The 18,749-nt window shown below is 34.4% G+C and carries 20 protein-coding genes; 8 read left to right on the plus strand and 12 right to left on the minus strand.

Going from position 1 to position 18,749, the window contains the following annotated elements; translation table 11 throughout:
- Positions 1-286 precede the first annotated feature (286 nt).
- Positions 287-883 (plus strand): hypothetical protein, encoded by a 597-nt coding sequence (locus ACTF54_RS12390; protein ID WP_438969490.1) that lies wholly within the window; start codon positions 287-289, stop codon positions 881-883.
- A gap of 81 nt (positions 884-964) precedes the next feature.
- Complete coding sequence (locus tag ACTF54_RS12395) at positions 965-1,132, plus strand: hypothetical protein (protein WP_438969491.1); 168 nt, start codon at positions 965-967, stop codon at positions 1,130-1,132.
- 291 nt (positions 1,133-1,423) lie between these two features.
- Here the strand turns inward: ACTF54_RS12395 and panB are convergent, their stop codons facing one another.
- Positions 1,424-2,242: a 3-methyl-2-oxobutanoate hydroxymethyltransferase gene (panB, locus tag ACTF54_RS12400; RefSeq protein ID WP_347197539.1), complete on the minus strand. Its 819-nt coding sequence runs from the start codon at positions 2,240-2,242 to the stop codon at positions 1,424-1,426.
- A 60-nt stretch (positions 2,243-2,302) separates the two neighbouring features.
- Between panB and ACTF54_RS12405 the strand changes: the two genes are divergently transcribed.
- On the plus strand, positions 2,303-2,824 hold the full coding sequence (locus tag ACTF54_RS12405) for a nuclear transport factor 2 family protein (RefSeq protein ID WP_438969492.1): 522 nt from the start codon (positions 2,303-2,305) through the stop codon (positions 2,822-2,824).
- A 477-nt stretch (positions 2,825-3,301) separates the two neighbouring features.
- Here the strand turns inward: ACTF54_RS12405 and ACTF54_RS12410 are convergent, their stop codons facing one another.
- The 11 genes from ACTF54_RS12410 to ACTF54_RS12460 all read right to left on the minus strand — a co-directional run bounded on the left by ACTF54_RS12410 (position 3,302) and on the right by ACTF54_RS12460 (position 14,311).
- A complete protein-coding gene (locus ACTF54_RS12410; RefSeq protein ID WP_347197537.1) occupies positions 3,302-4,117 on the minus strand; it encodes a prohibitin family protein in 816 nt (271 codons plus the stop codon).
- 11 nt (positions 4,118-4,128) lie between these two features.
- On the minus strand, positions 4,129-6,147 hold the full coding sequence (locus ACTF54_RS12415; protein WP_438969493.1) for a hypothetical protein: 2,019 nt from the start codon (positions 6,145-6,147) through the stop codon (positions 4,129-4,131).
- A 15-nt stretch (positions 6,148-6,162) separates the two neighbouring features.
- Positions 6,163-6,909, minus strand: coding sequence for a 3-oxoacyl-[acyl-carrier-protein] reductase (fabG, locus tag ACTF54_RS12420; protein WP_347197536.1), 747 nt, complete (start codon positions 6,907-6,909; stop codon positions 6,163-6,165).
- Between the two features lie 70 nt (positions 6,910-6,979).
- Positions 6,980-7,852: a succinate--CoA ligase subunit alpha gene (gene sucD / locus ACTF54_RS12425; RefSeq protein ID WP_438969494.1), complete on the minus strand. Its 873-nt coding sequence runs from the start codon at positions 7,850-7,852 to the stop codon at positions 6,980-6,982.
- Positions 7,853-7,881: 29 nt separating this feature from the next.
- Complete coding sequence (locus ACTF54_RS12430) at positions 7,882-8,256, minus strand: nuclear transport factor 2 family protein (protein ID WP_347197534.1); 375 nt, start codon at positions 8,254-8,256, stop codon at positions 7,882-7,884.
- A 90-nt stretch (positions 8,257-8,346) separates the two neighbouring features.
- Positions 8,347-9,285 carry a UDP-3-O-(3-hydroxymyristoyl)glucosamine N-acyltransferase gene (locus ACTF54_RS12435; RefSeq protein WP_347197533.1) on the minus strand — a complete coding sequence of 313 codons (939 nt, stop codon included), beginning with the start codon at positions 9,283-9,285 and terminating at the stop codon, positions 8,347-8,349.
- Complete coding sequence (efp, locus tag ACTF54_RS12440; protein WP_347197532.1) at positions 9,286-9,852, minus strand: elongation factor P; 567 nt, start codon at positions 9,850-9,852, stop codon at positions 9,286-9,288.
- Positions 9,853-9,855: 3 nt separating this feature from the next.
- Entirely contained in the window at positions 9,856-10,641 is a 786-nt protein-coding gene (lpxA, locus tag ACTF54_RS12445) for an acyl-ACP--UDP-N-acetylglucosamine O-acyltransferase (protein ID WP_347197531.1), read from the minus strand.
- The gene (locus ACTF54_RS12450; RefSeq protein ID WP_347197530.1) at positions 10,641-12,041 is read right to left on the minus strand and encodes a bifunctional UDP-3-O-[3-hydroxymyristoyl] N-acetylglucosamine deacetylase/3-hydroxyacyl-ACP dehydratase; all 1,401 of its coding nucleotides are present in this window, start codon (positions 12,039-12,041) and stop codon (positions 10,641-10,643) included. Before ACTF54_RS12450 ends, lpxA begins: the two co-directional genes overlap by 1 nt.
- Before the next feature lie 6 nt (positions 12,042-12,047).
- The gene (lpxD, locus tag ACTF54_RS12455; RefSeq protein WP_438969495.1) at positions 12,048-13,061 is read right to left on the minus strand and encodes a UDP-3-O-(3-hydroxymyristoyl)glucosamine N-acyltransferase; all 1,014 of its coding nucleotides are present in this window, start codon (positions 13,059-13,061) and stop codon (positions 12,048-12,050) included.
- 23 nt (positions 13,062-13,084) lie between these two features.
- Entirely contained in the window at positions 13,085-14,311 is a 1,227-nt protein-coding gene (locus ACTF54_RS12460; RefSeq protein ID WP_347197528.1) for an HD domain-containing protein, read from the minus strand.
- A 31-nt stretch (positions 14,312-14,342) separates the two neighbouring features.
- Between ACTF54_RS12460 and ACTF54_RS12465 the strand changes: the two genes are divergently transcribed.
- From ACTF54_RS12465 to ACTF54_RS12485, 5 genes are all read left to right on the plus strand, one after another.
- Complete coding sequence (locus tag ACTF54_RS12465; RefSeq protein WP_347197527.1) at positions 14,343-15,893, plus strand: bifunctional response regulator/alkaline phosphatase family protein; 1,551 nt, start codon at positions 14,343-14,345, stop codon at positions 15,891-15,893.
- Positions 15,893-16,303 (plus strand): tRNA (adenosine(37)-N6)-threonylcarbamoyltransferase complex ATPase subunit type 1 TsaE, encoded by a 411-nt coding sequence (gene tsaE / locus ACTF54_RS12470; protein ID WP_347197526.1) that lies wholly within the window; start codon positions 15,893-15,895, stop codon positions 16,301-16,303. The genes ACTF54_RS12465 and tsaE overlap by 1 nt, the downstream gene beginning before the upstream one ends.
- 279 nt (positions 16,304-16,582) lie before the next feature.
- Entirely contained in the window at positions 16,583-17,137 is a 555-nt protein-coding gene (locus ACTF54_RS12475; RefSeq protein WP_438969496.1) for a hypothetical protein, read from the plus strand.
- Positions 17,138-17,165: 28 nt separating this feature from the next.
- On the plus strand, positions 17,166-18,368 hold the full coding sequence (locus tag ACTF54_RS12480; protein WP_347197524.1) for an alanine dehydrogenase: 1,203 nt from the start codon (positions 17,166-17,168) through the stop codon (positions 18,366-18,368).
- A gap of 6 nt (positions 18,369-18,374) precedes the next feature.
- The gene (locus ACTF54_RS12485; protein WP_347197523.1) at positions 18,375-18,749 is read left to right on the plus strand and encodes a DUF4258 domain-containing protein; all 375 of its coding nucleotides are present in this window, start codon (positions 18,375-18,377) and stop codon (positions 18,747-18,749) included.

The raw sequence follows: 18,749 nt of genomic DNA on the forward strand, positions 1-18,749 counted from the left end.
TAACCTTATTCCTCTCTTTTGTTCTTTCTTATTTATATCTAAATGTAATAAGATTCAAACTTAAGACGTATATAGCTCATATCTAGCTAGTTGCTTAATCGAAGTTAAGGCATATTTGCGAGTCCGCCAAATTTTTTAATTTGGCTTATTGAGAAAAAAGGTAATAAGAAAATTAAAAAATTCGGCTCGTGCTTCATCCGAAAAGTATCGCTTACAACTGCCCTACTTTTCATATACTAGACCGTTGTAAGCAACCCTACGAACGAAAAACATAAAAACAAAACTTATGAAAAACATACTATTATCTACCGTAATGCTACTGTTATTCTCATGTAGCACTGATGATGCGCCATCACAAGAAAGCCTATTACCACCCATTACCACCACGGGCGAAAATACCTTTGGGTGTCTTGTTGATGGAAAATACTTTAGACCACGAGATGGACGTATTACTGTTAATAGTGATAATAAAGGTTTAAGGGTTTTGAGAACTGAAAATGACAATTGGGAAATACATGTTTATGATCGTAAAAGCGATAAAACAGGTTCATTGATTATACATTTAGAAGATTTAGAAATTTTAGAAGCAAGTCAATATGTTGTTTATGAGTCTAATGGATTAAGAGGAATTGATGGTGAAAATCATAATTATATTCATGGTAACTTTTTTAAAAATGGATCTTATAATGATTACTTGTCTTTTGACAATTCAGGCGAAATAATAATAACGAAAAAAGAATATGAACCTTTTCAATATCATATTTTTTCTGGACAATTTAATGCCAAATTGATTAACCGTTTAGATCCGTTGGACACTTTAAAAGTCGAATTAGGACGATTTGATCTTCAATTAGGAAGCTTACCAAATACCAACTTTGACTAACAAAAAAGACCACTGCGGCAACAGTGGTCTATAAACATTTAACAGTAAAACTTATTTATTAACCATTAAATCTTCAAACTTATGAAAAAATTACTTCTAAGTATAGGGATGCTATTATCTCTATATCAACTATCAGCACAAGAGATCACTAGTCCTCTAGATGATGCCTTGCAACAAGTAGATCAAACTAGTGTAACTAGTGGGGTTATTTATGAACGAGTAACCCAATTTGCTAACCTCTACAACTAAATAAAAACTTTTTGTCTAATTTTAAAGTGTCCTAAAAAGGGGAAGCCTACACATATCTTTGATAGTATCAAATGAGAGTATCAACATTAAAAGGATATTGCAAAATAATAGCTATCATTTGAAAGTTAGTAACTTCTATGTTAGAGAAATCAGGAGTGAAAAATAAAGTAACGTGCAGTTTGAAATGAGATCGTTTAATTTCTAAAAACTCGCTTTCGCGCAAGCGAAACTACCATACATAAAAAAACGCCTCATTTAAAGAGGCGTTTTGAAATTTATAAGTAATTCAGTTTAATACTGTTCTTCTTCATTAGGAAAATCGACTGCTTTGACGTCTTTTACAAAACTAGCAACGGCATTACCCATATCTTCATAAAGGTTTAAATAACGACGTAAAAATCGCGGATTGAACTCGTGTGTCATTCCAAACATATCATGAGAAACCAATACCTGACCATCCACACCAGCGCCTGCTCCTATTCCTATTACAGGAATCGTTAGTTGGTCGGCTACTTTTTTTGCAAGTGCTGCTGGTACTTTTTCAAGAACCAGTGCAAAACAACCCCATCGCTGTAATGCCAGAGCATCTTCAATAAGTTTTGCCGCTTCTTCTTCTTCTTTTGCCCTTACTGTATAGGTACCAAATTTATAAATGGATTGAGGTGTCAATCCTAGATGTCCCATAACTGGTATTCCTGCATGAAGAATACGTTTAATAGAATCCTTTACTTCACTTCCACCTTCTAGTTTTACAGAATGTCCACCACTTTCTTTCATGATACGTATGGCGCTGCGCAAGGCTTCCTTAGGATCACTTTGATAACTACCAAAGGGTAAATCTACCACCACAAGCGCACGATCTACAGCACGCACCACACTACTGGCATGATAAATCATCTGGTCTAACGTTATCGGTAAAGTTGTCTCATGACCAGCCATTACATTACTCGCGCTATCACCTACAAGAATGACGTCTATACCAGCACTGTCGATAATTTTTGCCATGGTGTAGTCATAAGCCGTTAACATCGATATTTTTTCATGATTACCCTTCATTTCTACAAGGGTTTTAACGGTTACTCTTTTGTATTGCTTTTTTGCGGTTGACATAAAACTTATTTTAAGTCCAGCAAAAGTACTAATATTACAGCTCAATTTAATGGATACGATATGAGACTTCTATTTACTGCTTTTTGTGTTCTCGCTTTCATTGCTTTTTCCAGCAATGAAGTTTATGCCGTGCAACGACACGGTACGAAAACTTACTCACAACAACCTATCCCGCAAGATTCTACCATTGTAACTATTGAAAAGCCTAATCCTGTGGATGCTGTAAAGACCTTTTTTAAGAATTTTCATGCACAAGATACGCTAGCCTTAAAAGAAATGATCCTGCCAGAAATCATGCTTACCTCAATGTCTATCAAAGGTGAACAACGCAGGATCAATAAAACAAAAATAGACGGTTTTTTAAAAGGAATCGCAAGTATTCCAGATAGTATTTCATTTGAAGAACGCCTTATTGAAATCAGTTATAGTAGCGATACTCAGGTAGCAACAGTTTCTACCACTTATGAATTCTATTACAATAATTTGTTATCGCATATAGGAACAAATAAATTCACGCTTTTCTTTATAGACGATAAATGGATCATCGTAGGTATTGCCGACACGCGTATTTATGGGTCTTAATTTAAATTTAAGTTGAAACTTAAGTTGAAGTTGAAAATTGCTGAGTAAACAGATTTAAGGCTTCATTACTTAAAACATTTTAAAAGCTCTTTTATAACTTTCAACAATGCGCATTGCAAATGCTCAGATAGTTCATACGCATCAAAGATGCGCTGGATATGGATAAATTAAAAAACTCCTTTCCTTAGATCCTGCATCTGACGATTGCAGCTTGCGTAATGAGAGGAATGCGCAAATGGCCAAATTGTACCGCATTGTAATTTTGCCCGGTTAGGTTGAACAATGATGTAAACTAAAAAACTCCTTTCCTTTTAAAGGAAAGGTGGGCAAATTGGAGCGCAGCGCAAATTTGGTCGGAAAGGATGGAGAATGCTATAAACCTTTCGATATTGTCAGTTCGTTATCTAGATTTCTAAAACAAAAAAACTCCTAATTCAAATCTGATTTAGGAGTTTTTTTTAATAATTGAAGTGGTATTTACTGATTACCAAGAATAATTGGTAAACCACCACTCTCGCCGCCACCTACTACGATGACTTTAGAGTTAGGAGATTCGGCTAACTTTAAAGTTGCCTCAATTCCTTTTTCAGTAAGAATTTTATCCGTTAGTGAAGCGCTCAAAATCTTGTTAGCAACCGCTTTACCTTCAGCATCAATTTTTTGTCTTTGTGCTTCCTTAGTCGCTCTAGCAAGCCTAAATTCATATTCTAATGCTTCTTGCTCTTGCTCTAATTTACGCTCGATAGCCGACTTAATTTTAGGAGGTAAAGTCACGTCTTCTACAAGAACTCTGTTTACCTGTATGTATTGAGAGGATAATTCTTTTTGAACCTCGTCTAGAATTTCGTTTTGAATAACATCACGTTTACTAGAATACAATTGTTCTGGTGTGTAACGACCTACAACGCTTCTCGCTGCCGCGCTTATTGCTGGTGCAAGAATTTGAGATTCATATTCACGACCTTTTTCTTGGTGTAAATATGGTAATTTATCATATTCTGGCTGGTACCATACCGTTCCATCAACAGTTACTTCAAGACCATTTACAGAAAGTACTCTCATTTTATCGCTAACAGAAAGTTGTCTTACTGGATAAATGATCATGTCATTCCATGGTGCAATGATATGAAAACCTTCTCCATAGGTATTTTCTCTATCCACACCATTGTCTAGTGTTTTAAATAAAACTCCAGCTTGTCCAGATTCGATAACAACTGAACTTTTGATAATAACAATAGCAAGTATTACTAAACCTATCAAGGTAAATACTGCTGCTTTAGGTAATTTTTCCATAATTTTCTTTTTTATACTAATCCGTTATACTTTCTTAAAAACCATTCTAGACCCAACAATACTAAAATAATGCCTAAAAGATATTTCCAGTCTATTAAACTACTTTGCTGAATCGTTGCTCTTTCTACCGTTTGTAGTAATGGGTCGTTATTTAATTTTTCTATTAAATTATCTGTTTGTCCTTGATAAAGAACAGTTGACTTTCCTACTAGTTTCTTCATACCTGCATCACTCGCATTGACCTGCTGTTTTTCAATATCGTATTCTAAAATACTGAAAGATCCAGAACGAGACAGTTGATCATTTTCTACTTTAACTAAAAAAGTGTAATCTCCATGTTCTAAGCCACTTAAATCAACCACATAAGAATTACCATTAAGTACAAAAGGCCTTGTTATCACTGTCTTAGTCTCTTTATTTCTTATATTCAAATTTAAGATACCGTTATCTTCAAATTCATAATTTTTATCTAAATATTGAGCATTTATTAGAATACTTTGATTCTGATAATAAAAGGTTTCATAATCAACCTCCAATCGATTACGTTTCTTATTACTGGCTAGATATTGTACCTGACTACTTACTAGGTCATCAAAATTTTTAAAATCTTTATTATTTAAAAAGCTTTGTGCTCTCCATCTCCATAGACCGCTAGCTAAAGTTACCGCGTGTTTAGAATCTGCATTTTCATAAGTGAACCATATGGGCTGTGTAGTCTTAATATTCCCTATTTTCTTATAAAAAAGAACGTTTGCGTTATTATTAAAAGTTAATTCGCCGAATGGTACAGAAACCGGAGGATAATCTTCAAAATTAAGCTCCTCTAGATTAAAGGTTGAATATGATTCATTTAATAAAGGTTGTGCCTCATCAAACTCATTATCGTTATCAATTTCAAATGCAGAATGGTTGGCATTCAAATAATTTAGATCAGGATCTGCACCTGTAATGATCCAGGTGTTTTTGTTTAATTGTGCTTTTTGGGAGTACGCTTTCGCGAAAGCGGAACTAACCCCATACATCACCACTAGATTATACTCATTCAAATCATATGCATCTGATGTATTCTTAATAGTGACTTTGCGTTGCTGATTAGATTCAATAGCTTTTTTAAGCGCACCAATATCGGGATGTAATTGATCGCTAAGAATCAAGACATTAGTCTGTTGATCAATCACCTCTACAGCAAAACTGCGGTAATTGTTCTTAGTATTCTTTTCTTCAGATAAGGTTTCAATCGTGGCAATCATAGACTGTGTTCCCACAGCCGTGCTAGTAATATTAAAACTAGCAATAGCAGATTTCTTATTATCATCAAAGGAAAAAGACTCTTTATACAAAGTATTCTTGCCTTGCGTTACTCTAAAACTGCGATTGACGCTTTCAGATCCTTGATACGAAATAAAAACTTCTACTGGAAATTCATTATTCAGATAGCTGTAGCGATTGACATTTATATTGGTAATCTGTAAGTCTGAATATTGCGTGGTATCACCGTAAATAAGAGGATAAAGACTCGTTTTATCATCTAATTTTGAGTAGTTGTAACTGTTACCTGTAGTTTGATTACCATCTGTAAGCACAACAATAGCTTTATTTCTATTTTTAAAAAGCTCCTGTGGCTCCATGATAGCTTTACTTAGATCTGTATCTGTTTTATTAAAACCAAGAGAATCTATAGGTTTGATCTGGTCTGAAAATTGAAAAGTTTGAATTTCGAATTTTGAATTCAAATTTTCATTTTCTAATAATAATTGCAAATCGTTTTGTAGTGTTTCTGTTGATTCTAAATAATCAATAGACTTAGAATCATCTACCATTATCACTAATTGAGGTAATAGTGATTCATATGATTTTGATTCAAAACGTGGAGCAACAAATAGAAGTAAAATACAAAAAACCGTGAGAAAGCGTAATAACGCAAACCACGGTTTTTTTTTGATATTCTTAGATGTATCTAAATAACCGTATTGAAAAAGAGCTATTAACGCAGCGACAGCAGCAGCAATAATCATCAAAATTACGGTCATCAATCTTTAGTTTTACTAGGTTAGCATTCCGCCATCCACATTAAGTGTCTGTCCTGTCACATAGGTTGAAAGATCGCTAGCAAGAAATACACAAGCGTTTGCCACATCTTCTGGCGTACCACCACGTTTCAATGGAATAGCGTCTCTCCATCCTTGAACTGTAGCTTCATTAAGTGCTCCTGTCATTTCAGTTTCTATAAAACCTGGTGCTATAGAATTGCAACGTATGTTACGAGAACCTAGTTCTAGTGCTACGGATTTACTGAAACCTATAATACCAGCCTTACTTGCTGCATAATTAGTCTGACCTGCATTTCCTTTAACACCTACAACACTACTCATGTTGATAATACTACCACTGCGTTGTTTTAACATCGTGCGTTGTACCGCTTTTGTCATGTTAAAAACAGACTTTAAATTTACCTCAATAACTTTATCAAAATCTTCTTCACTAATTCTCATCAAAAGGTTGTCTTTTGTGATACCAGCGTTATTGATTAAAACATCAATGCTGTCAAAGTCTTTGCTTACCTGGTCAATTAATTCTTGAGATTGCTTAAAATCTGCTGCATTACTTTTATAAGCTTTGGCCTTAACGCCTAAAGCCATAAGTTCTTTCTCTAATTCTAGAGCTGGACCTTCAGAGCTAGCATAAGTAAATGCAACATTTGCACCATGTTTTGCAAAAACCTCTGCAATTCCTTTACCTATCCCACGGCTACCACCAGTAATGATGACATTTTTACCTTCTAATAATTTCATAAGTAGTTGGTTTATATAAAAAACCAGAATAAGCACTTATGAAAAAGCACTTATTCTGGTTTGAAAAAATTTATCCTAAAACTTCAGCAACTTTTTTACCGATTTCAGCTGGAGAGTCCACAACGTGAATCCCGCATTCTTTCATGATTGCTTTTTTAGCTTGAGCAGTATCTTCAGTTCCACCAACGATTGCACCTGCGTGACCCATTGTACGACCAGCTGGAGCAGTTTCACCTGCGATAAAACCTATTACAGGTTTTTTGTTTCCAGTTTCTTGAATCCATTTTGCAGCATCTGCTTCTAACTGACCACCTATTTCTCCTATCATAACGATAGCTTCAGTTTCTGGATCATTCATGAAAAGCTCTACCGCTTCTTTAGTGGTTGTTCCTATGATTGGGTCACCACCTATTCCTATTGCTGTAGAAATACCATAACCTTGCTTAACCACTTGGTCAGAAGCCTCATAAGTAAGTGTTCCAGATTTAGAAACGATACCTACTTTTCCTTTTTTGAATACAAAACCTGGCATGATACCTACTTTTGCTTCACCTGGAGTAATCACACCTGGACAGTTAGGACCTACGAGACGGCAATCTTTATATTTAATATAATCTGCAGCTTTAACCATGTCTGCAACTGGAATACCTTCTGTAATAGTAATAATTACTTTGATTCCTGCATCTGCAGCTTCCTTTATTGCATCTGCAGCAAATGCTGGTGGCACAAAAATGATAGTTACATCTGCACCTGCTTTTTCTACTGCTTCTTGTACTGTATTAAAAACTGGTTTTCCTAAATGCTCCTGACCACCTTTTCCTGGAGTAACACCACCTACCACATTTGTACCGTAGTCGATCATTTGACTTGCATGGAAGGTACCTTCACTACCGGTAAAACCTTGTACTATAATTTTAGAATCTTTGTTTACTAAAACGCTCATTGTTTATTATTTATATGAAGTATTCTTAATTAATCTTGTGATGGATGGCTAGATTGATGAACTTCAATAATCTTATCATCCTGTATTTTAAATATGGAAATAAAGTATCCTACTGGTACTTCTTCTCTTGGGTTTTCATTAGTTCTTACATAAACTGTAAATCTAGCTGCAACCTCTTTTTTGTCACTTATGATATGAGTAACGTCCGTCCTCATACTTTCATATGAAGCAGCTGTAGATTGACACAATCTACGATAGTCTTCAAAGCTAAATTCCCTATAACCGGAACTTGCATGCCAATGCATTTTTAAATCCTTATGGAGGTAGTTTTCAAACTCTTGCAAGTTCACAAACACGTCTGAATCTAAAAAACCTTTTACTATTTTCTTTGCTGATAAGGACATTTATACTCTTATTAAATCTTTTGCTAAACTAGGTAAGAATCAAACGTTAACCTAGAATTAAAATCTATCTTTTCGTTAAAATATTAACTTTTACTTATTTGTATTTTTAAGAAGTTCTAGAACTTCTGGAATTCGTTTAATAGCCGCAATTTCCTTGTACTTACTTCTAAAATCATCTGCTGGTATCCCAAAATAATGTTTATTACCTTCTAATGATTTACTGACACCAGACTTAGCAGAAATTATGGCTTTTTCCCCAATGGTAATTCCGCTGGTGATTCCTACTTGTCCCCAAATAGTAACCTCATCTTTAACAATTACACAGCCTGCAATACCTGTTTGACTCGCAATAAGTACATGTTTACCCAAAACAGTATCATGTCCTATCTGTACTTGATTATCCAGCTTACTGCCGTAACCTATTCTTGTATCTCCAGTCACACCACGGTCAATAGTAGCATTACATCCTATTTCTACATGATCTTCAATGACTACACGTCCACCGCTCAATAATTTATCATAACCTTCAGGTCTTCTTTTGTAATAAAAAGCATCACCACCTAAAACGGCTCCAGAATTGATAATTACGTTATTACCTACAATACATCTATCTCCTATAGAAACATTTGCATGGATAATCGTATTACTTCCTATTTCAACATCTTTACCAATTACAGCACTAGGATGAATGTGTGTATTCTCACCCATGCTTATAGGAGATTCCGCTTTCGCGAAAGCGGAAAAAGGGTTAAAAAAATTCGTCAATTTATTGAAATCCCTAAACGGATCATCAGAAATTAATAGCGCTTTTCCTTCTGGGCAATCAACTTCCTTATTGATCAATACAATGGTGGCAGCACTTTCCAGTGCCTTATCATAATACTTAGGGTGATCAACAAATACAATATCACCTGAAGTTACCACGTGAATCTCATTCATTCCTGTTACTGGAAACGAGTCATCACCTACATATTTTGCACTGATGATTTCTGCAATTTCGGAAAGTGGATATGTTCTAGGAAATTTCAATTATTGTTTCATTCTTTCGTGATAATTCCCTTTCTCTGTATCGATTCTGATGATATCACCTTCATTTATAAAAAGTGGTACCATTACTTCTGCACCAGTTTCTACCGTTGCAGGTTTTGTAGCGTTAGTTGCTGTATTTCCTTTAACACCAGGCTCTGTTGCCGTTACTTCAAGCACAACATATTGAGGCATATCTACCGATAATGGTGAATCATCTTCTGTATTGATTTGTATCTTCACAACCTCGCCTTCTTTTAACAATCCAGGCGCATCAAGAACAGACTCTTGCAAGCGTATTTGCTCATAAGATTCTGTATTCATAAAGTGGTATCCATCAGGATCTTGATATAAAAACTGAAACGCTTGTGTCTCTACACGAATGTCATCAATTTTATGTCCTGCAGAAAAAGTATTATCGATTACTTTTCCAGTCGTTACCGATTTTAATTTAGTTCTTACAAAAGCAGGTCCTTTACCTGGTTTTACGTGTAAAAATTCTATGATTTTAAATATATCGTGATTGTAACGTATACATAATCCTTTTCTAATGTCGCTTGTATTTGCCATATCTTATAATTTACTGATGTATCCTCTCATGATACCTCTCTTAGTATTTTTAATAAACTCTAATATTTCGTCACGCTCTGGTGTTGCGCTCATTTCTGCTTCAATAATTTCTACACCTTGAGATACGTTATAATTCTTTTGATAAAGAATACGGTAGATATCCTGAATTTCTCTAATCTTCTCCAGCTCAAAACCTCTTCTGCGTAAACCTACAGAGTTGATACCGACATAACTCAACGGCTCACGACCAGCTTTTACAAATGGAGGAACGTCTTTACGAACCAAAGATCCACCAGAAACAAATGCATGGCTTCCTATCTGGCAAAACTGCTGAACTGCTGCCATACCAGCAAGTACTACATGATCTCCTACTGTAATATGGCCTGCAAGCGTGCTATTATTTGAAAAAATACAATTATCACCTACAATACAATCATGTGCAATATGGCAATAAGCCATAATCCAACAGTTTTTACCTATTACGGTTTTCATTCTATCAGATGTACCGCGATTAATGGTAACACATTCTCTAATCGTGGTATTATCACCTATTATTGTTACTGTGTCTTCATCTTCAAACTTTTTGTCTTGAGGAATAGCGCTAATTACAGCACCTGGAAAAATACTCACATTTTTCCCAATTCGTGCACCTTCCATTATGGTAACGTTTGATCCTATCCATGTTCCTTCACCTATAACCACATCGTTATGAATGGTTGTAAAAGGTTCTATAACTACATTTTTTGCAACTTTTGCGCCTGGATGGACGTATGCTAGTGGTTGATTCATTATTTAACTTTTGAAATTTGAGCCATCAACTCAGCCTCGGCACAAAGAATACCATTTGCATAAGCATAAGCTTGCATGTGACAAATACCTCTTCTAATAGGAGATATCAGGTCACATTTAAATATTAATGTATCTCCAGGAGATACTTTTCTTTTAAACTTCACATTATCCATTTTCATGAAAAATGTCAAATAATTTTCTGGATCTGGAACGGTACTCAAAACCAAAATACCTCCAGTTTGCGCCATAGCTTCTACGATAAGAACACCTGGCATTACTGGTTGACCAGGAAAGTGTCCCACAAAGAATGGCTCGTTCATGGTTACATTTTTCAAACCTACCACGTGAGAATCTGATAGTTCAAAAATCTTATCTATTAATAGGAAAGGTGGCCTGTGTGGTAAGACATCCATTATTTGCATAACATCCATCAATGGTTCTCGATGAATATCTACTTGTGGCACATTATCCTTTATGTCTTTCTTTATAATTTTGGACATTTTCTTTGCAAATTGTGTATTTACAAAGTGACCAGGTTTTGTAGCGATAACTTTACCTCTTATTCTGTAGCCTATAAGAGCAAGATCTCCTATCACATCTAATAGTTTGTGACGGGCCGCTTCATTAGGGTGGTGCAACTCTAGATTATCTAGAATACCATTAGGTCTAATAGTAATATTATCTTTATTGAAAGCCTTTTTAAGACTCTCAGTTGTTTTCTCTGACAATTCCTTATCGACATAAACGATAGCGTTATTTAAATCACCACCTTTTATAAGACCGTGTTCTAAAAGCATTTCTATTTCATGAAGAAAACTGAAGGTTCTTGCATTAGAAATCTCGTCTTTAAAGTCTGAAATTTTATTTAAAGTCGCGTTTTGTGTACCTAATACCATAGTGCCAAAATCTACCATAGTAGTAATTTGGTAGGAGTCTGCTGGCATTAACATAATTTCACTGCCAGTCTCTTCATCTTTATAAGAGATGATTTCTTTAACTACGTATTCTTCTCTAAATTGATCTTGTTCTATTTTACCTGCCTTTTCTAAAGCCTCAATAAAGAATTTTGAAGATCCATCCATTATAGGAGGCTCGCTACTATCTATTTCTATCAAGCAGTTATCTATCTCTAGACCTACCAAAGCTGCAAGAACATGCTCGCAAGTGTTGATTTGAACACCTCTTTTATCTAAAGTTGTACCTCTTTTAGTATCTGTTACATAGTTTGCCGATGCTTCAATAATCGGACTACCTTCTAGATCTATCCTTTGAAAAGCATATCCATGATTTTCTGGAGCTGGTTTAAATACTAAAGTAACTTTTTTACCGGTATGTAAACCGACACCTGAAAGTGTTACCTCTTCTTTTATGGTTGTTTGCTTAAATTCTGTTGCCGTCATTTAACCCTAGTTTTTCTCAAGATCAGTAATTCTTGATTCGATTTTTCTTAAATTTTTAAATAATACATAGCTCCTATTCCAATCTCCAAAATCAAATGCGGGAGAACCCTGCACTATCGAGCCACTTTTTAATTTTCTACCTATACCGCTTTGAGCCTGTACACCTACATTATCTTCTATTTCAATATGTCCAGCAATTCCTACCTGACCACCGATTCTACAATATTTACCAATCTTTGCAGAACCTGCAATACCTGTTTGCGCGGCTATCACGGTATGCTCTCCTATTTCAACATTATGAGCTACCTGAATCTGATTATCTAATTTAGCTCCTTTTTTTATAATAGTACTTCCTAAAGTAGCTTTATCGATAGTTGTTAAAGCACCGATGTTAACGTTATCTTCTATGATTACATTACCTGTTTGTGGAATCTTTGTATAAGAGCCATCTTTATTAGGTGCATAGCCAAAACCATCTGCTCCAATAACGGATCCAGAATTGATGACGACGTGATTTCCGATAACCGTATCTGACATAATATGAACACCAGACTGTAAAATACAATTATCACCGATGGTAACATTATCTGCGATATTCACGTTGGAAAATATTTTAACGTTATTTCCTATTTTCACATTTTCACCTATATAACTGAAAGCTGCCAAAAATAAATCATCACCATAAGAAGCTGTTTCATGAATAAAACTAGGTTGCTCGATACCTTGCTTGTTCATTTTGGTCATTTGATAAAACTCAAGCAATTTAGTAAAAGCTAGATAAGCGTCTTCTACACGTATCAAGGCACAATTTATAGCTTGTTCTGCTACAAAATCTTTGTTGACTATAACCGCACTAGCTTTTGTCTTATATATATAAGGAGTGTATTTATCATTAGAAAGAAAGCTTAAACTACCTTCTTCTCCTTCTTCAATTTTTGACAATTTGCTTACTTCAATATTAGGGTCACCATCAATGGCTCCTTCAAGAATTTCGGCAATTTGTTTTATGTTAAATTTCATTATAGCAAAAGTACTAATTTATATCAATCTTGTAGCTTAGGATAGCAACAGTAATATTTTTTCACTTCCTTCAGTAATGCGTTAAAGCTATCTTCTTTACCAGCTTTGATTAATTCTGTTAGTTTACCTCTCTTGTTCAGTATTTTAATGGGTTTCGCTTTCGCGTAAGCGAGATTAACAACAACACCTGAAAAGACAAAATAAGAAGCTTCATGCTTTGTCAAATTACGATTAGTCATTAATCTCTTCAAATGTTTATCTACTTTATTTTGAGAAATAGGCTTATTTGACATTTTAATTTTAAGCAGCTGTCTATTTAAGATCATTTTACAAAGTTCACTTAAAACAAAATCTTTGTGATCGCTTCCTAACTTTAAAGTTGTCATAACGTCAGCATCATCTAAAGAAGCAAAACGATTTAAATCAGTAGAATTAGAACTAAAATCTGGGTTTTTATTTCTAATAAAATAATTCAAATGTTTAGGCAACTCTACATCAACACCTTTTTCAATAAGCTCCTTAATACGTTTGATGACGGATTGCAATAAATGCTCTGCTCCAATTCCTGTTTTATGAAGATATACTTGCCAATACATTAACCTGCGACCAGAAAGGAAGTTTTCTACGCTATAGAGTCCCTTTTCTTCTACTACCAGTTGATCATCGACCACATTTAACATGGTGATCAATCGCTGACTATTGATATTACCTTCTGCAACACCTGTATAAAAACTATCCCTTTTGAGGTAATCGAGTCTGTCCATGTCTAACTGGCTAGATATCAATTCTAACATAAACGGACGGTGGTATTCACCTTTGAAAATTTGAATAGCAAGCGTTAAACTGCCGTTAAATTCTGCATTCAAACTATTCATAAAATGACTTGATAATTGTTCATGAGTCACCTTATTAATAATTTGATACTCTAATGCGTGAGAAAAAGGGCCGTGACCTATATCATGAAGCAAGATGGCTTTATATAAGGCATCTTCTTCCTGATCAGATATTTCAACAGACTTAGACCTAAGCACTTGTACTGCTTTTTGCATTAGGTGCATACATCCTAAGGCATGATGAAATCTTGTATGGTGCGCGCCTGGATAAACCAGGTAGCTCAAACCCATTTGAGTTATTCTACGCAAACGCTGAAAGTGTGGATGCTCTACTATTTTAAAGATCTCTTCTGAAGGAATCGAAATAAAACCGTAAATAGGATCGTTTAATATTTTAAGTTTGTTCTGTTGTTTCAAAAGAGCAGCTTTTTAATACAAATATACTGATATGGCAGAGATCAAAATACTATGGGTAGACGATGAAGTGGATTTATTAAAACCACACATTATATTTCTTGAGAATAAAGGATACTCTATTGACACTAGAGTAAGTGGGACAGAAGCTCTAGAGGCAATAGAAGAAACGAGATACGATTTGATATTTCTAGACGAGAATATGCCTGGCCTTACAGGATTAGAAACACTTCACGAAATCAAGGAGAAACAGGCGCAACTTCCTGTCATCATGATTACTAAGAGTGAGGAAGAGTATATTATGGAAGAAGCTATAGGTTCTAAAATTGCAGATTACCTAATTAAACCTGTTAATCCTCACCAAATTCTACTTGCTGTAAAGAAAAATTTAGATCACTCTAGACTTGTTAATGAGAAGACAACTAGTGATTACCAAAGAGAGTTTCGGAAGATTGCTATGGATATGTCTATGATCAATAGTTATGAAGAATGGGCTCAATTATACCAAAAGCTTATTTATTGGGAAATTGAATTAGAAGAAGTAGACGATTCTGGTATGTTTGAAATATTAACTGCCCAGAAAAATGAGGCTAACCAACAATTCTTTAAGTTTATTGATAAGAATTATACCGATTGGTTTGATGGTCATGACAGTAATCCAACTTTAAGTCATGATTTATTTAAAAAAAGAATTGCACCACACCTCAATCAAAAAGATCCTGTATTACTTGTGGTTATAGACAACCTGCGTTATGATCAATTTAGAGTTTTTGAGAACTTAATTAATAATCATTATAAAAAATTAGAAGAGGAAACCTATTGTTCCATTTTACCAACTGCGACGCAATATGCTAGAAACGCCATTTTTTCTGGATTGATGCCCGAAGATATGAAAAAGAGACATCCAGATTTATGGCTAGACGATACTGACGAAGGTGGTAAAAACATGCATGAAAATGAATTTTTAATCGCACAATTAAAAAGATTAAACCTAAATATTACACATCAGTATCATAAAATAACTAACGAAAGTAGCGGTCGTAAACTGGCTGATAATTTCAAGTCCCAAAAGGATAATGATCTTACGGTAGTGGTGTATAATTTTGTGGATATGCTTTCACATTCCAAAACAGAAATGGAAGTAATTAAAGAACTTGCCAGCACTGATAAGAGTTATAGGTCACTTACGTTAAGCTGGTTTAAAAACTCACCTCTTTTTGATATTATTCAACGTGGACAAGAACTGGGTTTCAAATTAATATTAACTACTGATCATGGAACTATAAATGTAACATCACCTAGTAAAGTTATAGGTGATAAAAACACCAGTTCTAATTTAAGATATAAAACAGGTCGAAGTCTTTCTTATGAGGATAAAGACGTTCTTGCAGCAACTGATCCCAGTACTATCAAACTACCTAAAATCAACATGAGTAGTAGCTTCATTTTTGCAAAAGGAGATTTATTTTTTGCTTACCCTAATAATTACAATCATTATGTTAGCTATTATAGGAATACCTATCAACACGGTGGTGTTTCTCTAGAAGAAATGTTAATCCCTTTTGCAATTTACGAGCCTAGATAATGGAAAAAAGTTACACATTAAAAGATGTTGATGCTGTTGCTCAATTATTAATTGAAAGATTTGAATCAAAAGTCATTTTATTTGAAGCCCCTATGGGAGCAGGGAAAACTACCTTAATTAAGTCCATATGTAAACATTTAGGTGTTGAAGAAGAAATTACATCACCCACATTTAGTCTGGTTAATGAATACAAAGGTAGTTTCATTGATATTATGCACTTTGATTTATATCGTTTAGAAAATGAGCATCAATTATACGATATAGGTTTTGAAGAGTATGTAGACCGTGCTTCATATGTTTTTATCGAGTGGCCAGATATTGCTATTCCATTCTTGTCAAATTTTCAAACTATAAAAATTGAGATAACAGATGAATATCGTAGATTTATTAAATTAATTGATGTTAGTTAATTTACATATACCACAGAAATATGTTCATTGTAGAATAAATGTATAATTATGGTAATCTAAATATTTAAATATTTTATACTCCAGACATAATTAACATAAAAACTTTAATTATACATCACAATAGAATCAAGACTTTAGCTTTAATAACTATTTGTAGTGTATCCATTGCTGGAGCAGCAATACAATTTCAACAAAAAACTGTAAACGAAACAAAAAGTACAATATATTAGAAAAAGTTGTTGGTAAAATATTTACCACTCACAACTGGATAAATTTAATTTGGTTATTATAGAAAAAGCTCACTACATTCGTGGTAGTGTGGTTTTAATTTTCACACTTTTTATGAGTGCAAAAAGAATAAATTCAAATAAAGATATGGTTTTAAGGACAGGAACAGTGATTCCTGTTATTACGGCTATTCTGCCTTATGCTTTTTATTATTATGAAGCGCCATCTGATCGGTTGTGGGGAGCATATTTATTCAAATCTCTTTCAAATTCTTTTAACGATAATAAATTAAAGGCTTCATGGGGTTTAATTCAAAAACTAGTTCCACTCATACTTTTACTAATTTGGTTTTTTACTGCCATACATTGGTGGTATCATACTATTATGATTCCTATAAGTTTATATGCTTTTCAACTATATAATTTATTCGATTTTTCAGCAATTTATGTTTACTTAGGTGAACTATATTTCACTATGCCTGTTGTTATTATTTCTTTATCATTAGCATATCTGGTCCAAATTAAGGTCTTTGATAAAATACATGGTATAGATATCAGTGAAATTGAAGTTGGTATCAAAAAGCCTAGCGATTGCTGGTTTAAATAAAAATATTTAATTTTTAAACATTCTTGAAATGTCCTCTACTATATCCACTCCTTTTACTAAAGATCAATTAATACCTCAGGAAGAAAGGCTGGAGATCACTAGAACAAAACAGGAATTATTTATAGGAATTCCCAAAGAAACGCAACATCAAGAAAAACGAATTTGTTTAACACCAGATGCTGTTGCCGCAGTTTGTGCTCATGGACATCGCATTCTGATTGAAAAGGGTGCAGGAATAGCAAGCAATTTTACTGATAAAGATTATACAGCCGCAGGAGCAGAACTTACTACTGATAAAACAAAGGTTTTCTCATGCCCTACTATTTTAAAAGTGGCGCCTCCTAGCCTTGATGAAATTCAAATGATGAAACCTCAATCGGTTTTAATTTCTGCCCTACAATTAAAAACTAGAGATCAAAACTATTTCAATAAATTATCTGAAAAAAAAATAACTGCTTTAGCTTACGAATTTATTACTGATGATGAAGGTAGGTTTACTGCAGTGAATGCTTTGAGTGAAATATCTGGAGTTGCCTCTATTTTAATTGCAGCAGAACTACTTTCAAACGGCGATAATAGGACAGGACATTTATTTGGTAACATTACAGGAGTACCACCTGTGGATGTCGTTATTCTAGGGGCTGGCGTCATTGGTGAGTTTGCAGCGAGAACGGCTCTAGGATTAGGTGCCACAGTAAAAATATTTGATAACTCTATTTCAAAGTTGCGTAACATACAAAATAATGTAAGTCAACAATTATACACATCTACCATACAGCCTAAGTATCTTTCTAAAGCCCTAAGGCGTTGTGATGTAGCAATAGGCGCGTTAACCGGAGAAAATAGGACGCCAGTTGTCGTTTCTCAACCTATGGTAGAGAATATGAAAAAGGGTGCTGTAATAATAGATGTAAGTATTGATATGGGTGGTTGTTTTGAAACAAGCGAGATAACGAGTCATGATCAACCTACTTACAGTAAACTAGGTGTCACGCATTACTGTGTACCTAATATTCCTGCTCGATACTCAAAAACAGCTAGTGTAGCTTTAAGCAATATATTCACACCTTATATACTTAATATTGCAAATGACGGTGGTATTGAGCATGCTATCAGAATGGATCAAGGGCTTAAATGCGGTATTTATCTTTACCATGGTATAGTAACTAATAAATCAGTCGGTGAATGGTATAATTTACCCTATAGCGATGTAAATTTGCTCATCTTTTAGCAGCCTATGAAATTTATAAAAAGACTTGGTTTTTACGGTGGTGGTTTTGCCATTGGAACTGTTTTTCTAATCTTCTTCCTAACTGGAAAAAGAACTCAATGTACCTGGTTACCTGAAGACCGTGTCATCAACGATATAGGTAGAAAAAACTATGTTAGGTTTTCCCCAGAAGTACGCACGATGCTAGAAAATCGTCAAATAGACACATTAGACATTCAGCTAATTTTGAAATATGGATCAGTAGATTTTTCAAAATCTAATACAGATACTATTCCTTGTAACTTCTACCACATTTCTGGTAGAAAAGAATTGGAAAAAACGTCCTTATGGGTTAGAAATTGCGATCGTTTCACTCGTGTAGAAAAAGTTCTTAGTCAATAA

Origin of the sequence: Nonlabens sp., assembly GCF_965657255.1 — a bacterium.
Lineage (GTDB): Bacteria > Bacteroidota > Bacteroidia > Flavobacteriales > Flavobacteriaceae > Nonlabens.